General features: G+C 69.8%; 4 protein-coding genes. 1 reads left to right on the plus strand and 3 read right to left on the minus strand.

From position 1 onward, the window contains the following. Window positions 1-66: 66 nt before the first annotated feature. The 3 genes from ACRDP3_RS10250 to ilvA all read right to left on the minus strand — a co-directional run bounded on the left by ACRDP3_RS10250 (window position 67) and on the right by ilvA (window position 3,398). Complete coding sequence (locus tag ACRDP3_RS10250; RefSeq protein ID WP_431516560.1) at window positions 67-918, minus strand: ABC transporter permease; 852 nt, start codon at window positions 916-918, stop codon at window positions 67-69. After that, window positions 915-1,988: an ATP-binding cassette domain-containing protein gene (locus tag ACRDP3_RS10255; RefSeq protein ID WP_431516561.1), complete on the minus strand. Its 1,074-nt coding sequence runs from the start codon at window positions 1,986-1,988 to the stop codon at window positions 915-917. The genes ACRDP3_RS10250 and ACRDP3_RS10255 overlap by 4 nt, the downstream gene beginning before the upstream one ends. A 177-nt stretch (window positions 1,989-2,165) precedes the next feature. After that, a complete protein-coding gene (ilvA, locus tag ACRDP3_RS10260; protein ID WP_431516562.1) occupies window positions 2,166-3,398 on the minus strand; it encodes a threonine ammonia-lyase in 1,233 nt (410 codons plus the stop codon). 163 nt (window positions 3,399-3,561) lie between these two features. On the opposite strand from ilvA, the gene ACRDP3_RS10265 reads away from it, so the two are divergent. Beyond that, window positions 3,562-3,879, plus strand: a 318-nt coding sequence (locus ACRDP3_RS10265; RefSeq protein ID WP_431516563.1) for a MarR family transcriptional regulator, incomplete at its 3' end; no start/stop codon positions are given.

Raw genomic sequence — 3,879 nt, forward strand, 5'->3', positions numbered from 1 at the left:
GGCCGCGACCGGTCACCGGTCGCGGCCCCTCGGCGCGCGTGACGCGCTCGGCGTGTGTTCGGGTGGTCAGCCCACGGCCCGGCGGTACTTGCGTACGGCCAGGGTGCGGAAGACGACCAGGATCAGCAGCGACCAGAGCAGCGAAGCCAGGACGGGATGCTGCATGGGCCACGCGCCGGAATCCACGACGCCCGGATTGCCGAACAGCTCCCGGCACGCCTGCACAGTGGCGCTGAACGGATTCCAGTCGGCGACGTACTGGAGGAAGGCGGGCATGCGGCTCGTATCCACGAAGGCGTTCGAGATGAAGGTGACGGGGAACAGCCAGACCAGCCCGCCCGAGGTGGCGGCCTCCGGAGACCGTACGGAAAGGCCGATGAGCGCGCCGATCCAGGTGAAGGCGTATCCGAGCAGCAGCAACAGGGCGAATCCGGCGAGCACCTTGAGCGCGTTCTCATGCGTGCGCCAGCCGACGAGCAGCGCGACGATCGCCAGGACGACCAGCGTCAGCGCGGTCTGCACGAGGTCGGCGAGCGTACGGCCGGTGAGTACGGCGCCGCGGGCCATCGGCAGCGAGCGGAAGCGGTCTACGAGGCCCTTCTGCATGTCCTCCGCGATGCCGGCGCTCGCGCCTGCCGTGGCGAAGGTGACGGTCTGCGCGAAGATCCCCGCCATCAGGAACTCCCGGTACACCGCTGGGTCCGTGGTGCCTCCGACCGCCAGCGAACCGCCGAAGACGTAGCTGAACAGCACCACGAACATGACGGGCTGGAAGAGCCCGAAGACGACGACCTCGGGGATGCGCAGCATCCGGATGAGGTTGCGCTTGGCGATGATCAGCGAGTCGGAGACGGACTGCCGGATGCCGCCGACGGCCGTGGTGGCCGGCGCCGGGGACGGCGCTGTGGTGGCAGTCACTGGACCGCCCCTTTCTTCTGGTTCCGCTGCTTCCTGGGCTTCCGATTGCCCTGCTGCCCGGCTGCCGCCGGGTCGTCGCCGTCGAGGTCCGCGCCGTCGCCGTTCTCGTCGCCCGTTTCGGCCGCATGGCCGGTGAGGGTGATGAAGACGTCGTCGAGGGTGGGACGGCGCAGGCCGATGTCGTCGATCTCGACGCCGCGCGCGTCCAGTTCGCGAATGACCTCGGCGAGCAGCTTCGCGCCGCCGGTGACGGGGACGGTCAGCCTGCGGGTGTGATGCTCCACGGAGACGGCGCCCTTGTCCGGGCCCTGGAGGCTGTGCCGGTCCAGGACGGTCCCGGCGGTGGCGAGGTCGTCCCGCCGGTGCACGACCACCTCGATCCGCTCCCCGCCCATCTGGGCCTTGAGCTGGTCGGACGTGCCGAGGGCGATGACCTTGCCGTGATCGACGACGGCGATCTCGTGGGCGAGGCGGTCGGCCTCCTCCAGGTACTGCGTGGTGAGCTGGAGGGTGGTGCCGTCGGCGACCAACTCCTCGATGACGCCCCACAGTTCCTGGCGGTTGCGCGGGTCGAGGCCGGTGGTCGGCTCGTCCATGAACATCACCGGCGGCCGCACGACCAGAGCCGCCGCGAGGTCGAGCCGGCGGCGCATGCCGCCGGAGTAGGTCTTGGCCGTACGGTCGGCGGCGTCCGCGAGATGGAAGCGGTCGAGCAGCATCACCGCCCGCTTCTTCGCGTCCCGGGCGGACAACTGGTAGAGCTGGCCGACCATCTGCAGGTTCTCCCTGCCGGTCAGATACTCGTCGATGGCGGCGAACTGGCCGGAGAGGCCGATCGAGCGCCGCACCTCGTGGGGGTGCTTGAGTACGTCGATCCCGGCGACGGTGGCTTGCCCGCTGTCGGGCTGGAGGAGGGTGGTGAGCACCCTTACGGCAGTGGTCTTTCCGGCGCCGTTCGGCCCGAGCAGGCCCAGCACGGTGCCTTCGGGGACCTCGAGGTCGACGCCGTCCAGTGCCCTTACCTCGCCGAAGGTCTTGACCAGCCCCTCGGCGTAAATGGCGCCTGGCATATGTGGACTCCCAGCATGTGGAGGAGGAAGAAGGGAATTCTAGTTATGCCGGAAATGTCCGGCATAGGGCAGTGACAACGGTTCCGCGCGCCCGTGACAGTAGTATGAGCGAACGCGATACATCGCGTCAATGGGTTTTCTGGGAACTCGCGACAGTCGCGAGTGTGCCCGCTCGTGTCAGCGGGTCAGTACCACCGTGTATCCGGCCGACCGCAGCGTGGCCGCGACCTCGGTGCAGTGCTCCGGTCCCTGTGTCTCCAAGTGCAGCTCCACCTCCACCTCGTCGAGCCCGAGCCGCGGATCGGTCCGTACGTGGCTCACGTCCAGGACGTTAGCGTCCGCCACCGACAACTCCCCCAGGAGCGCCGCCAGCGCCCCCGGCCGGTCCGTCAGCCGCAGCCGCAGCGACAGATAACGGCCCGCCGCCGCCATGCCGTGCCGCAGTGTCCGCTGCATCACCAGAGGATCGACGTTGCCCCCCGAGAGCACGGCCACCACGGGTCCCTCGAAGGACCCCGGTTCCGAGAGCAGGGCCGCCACCGGAGAGGCTCCCGCGGGCTCCACGACGAGCTTGGCCCGCTCCAGGCAGAGCAGCAGCGCACTGGAGAGAGCGTCCTCGGAGACCGTACGGACCTCGTCGACCAGGTCGCCGACGATCTTGAACGGCACGTCGCCGGGCCGCCCCACCTTGATCCCGTCGGCCATGGTCGAGACCGAGTCCAGCGCCACTGGTTTCCCCGCCGCGAGCGACGCCGGATAGGCCGCCGCGCCCTGCGCCTGCACGCCGATCACCCGCACGTCCGGACGCAGTTCCTTGACGGCCACCGCCACGCCGGCGATGAGCCCGCCGCCGCCCACACCCACCACGATCGTGCGTACCTCGGGGCACTGCTCGAGGATCTCCAGCCCGACCGTGCCCTGTCCGGCAACCACGTCGGGGTGGTCGAAGGGGTGGATGAAGACGGCACCCGTCTCCCGCGCGTACTCTTCCGCCGCCCGCAGCGTCTCGTCCACGACCTGGCCGTGCGTACGGACCCGGGCGCCGTAGTCGCGGGTCGCGGCGACCTTCGGCAGCGGGGCGCCCTCCGGCATGAACACGGTGGACTCCACCCCGAGGAGGGACGCCGCCAGCGCCACCCCCTGCGCGTGGTTGCCGGCGCTCGCGGCGACGACACCGCGCGCCCGCTCCTCGGCGGACAGCCCCGCGATGCGCACGTACGCGCCACGCAGCTTGAACGAGCCCGTGCGCTGCAGGTTCTCGCACTTGAAGTGGACGGGGGAGCCGACCAGGGAGCTGAGGTGGCGGCTGCCCTCCAGGGACGTCGCACGGGCCACTCCGAAGAGCGTCTTCTGTGCGGCGCGTACGTCCTCGACGGACACGGCGGGAACTTCGGCGGGGCGTGTGACCATGCGGCCAGTCTCGCAGTCCACCGCCCGAAGAGCGCGCGAAGGATACCGTCACGGACCTGTTCCCGCAGCGGAGGTACGGGTCGCGCCGGGTCCGCGTACGCTGGTGCACACATCTAAGTCTTTACGTGCCCTTGGTACTTCTCCGAAGAAGCGAGCATCCGCCATGCCCACGCAACCGGACATGACGACAGAGCCCAGCGAGACCAGTGAGACCGGCACCCCCGCTCTCGTACTCGACGCGATGCAGCACCAGGTCGCCATATTCGCGCGCCGCGCGGAGCAGACCCGGCTCGGCGGGATCGGACAGGCCCGCAACTCCATGGACCGCGCCGCCTACCTGTTGCTCAACCGGCTCGACCAGAGCGGCCCGATGGGCGTCAAAGCCCTCGCCTGCGGCATGGGGATCGACTCCTCGACCGTCACCCGGCAGGTCGCACCCCTGGTCGACTCCGGCCTGGTCACCCGTACCTCGCATCCTGAG

Origin of the sequence: Streptomyces sp. (assembly GCF_050698815.1) — a bacterium.
Lineage (GTDB): Bacteria > Actinomycetota > Actinomycetes > Streptomycetales > Streptomycetaceae > Streptomyces.

Excerpts from the sequence above, each read along its gene's own strand:
- ACRDP3_RS10255 (WP_431516561.1), bottom strand. The coding sequence starts at position 1,988 with ATGCCAGGCGCCATTTACGCCGAGGGGCTGGTCAAGACCTTCGGCGAG.
- ilvA (WP_431516562.1), bottom strand. The coding sequence starts at position 3,398 with ATGGTCACACGCCCCGCCGAAGTTCCCGCCGTGTCCGTCGAGGACGTA.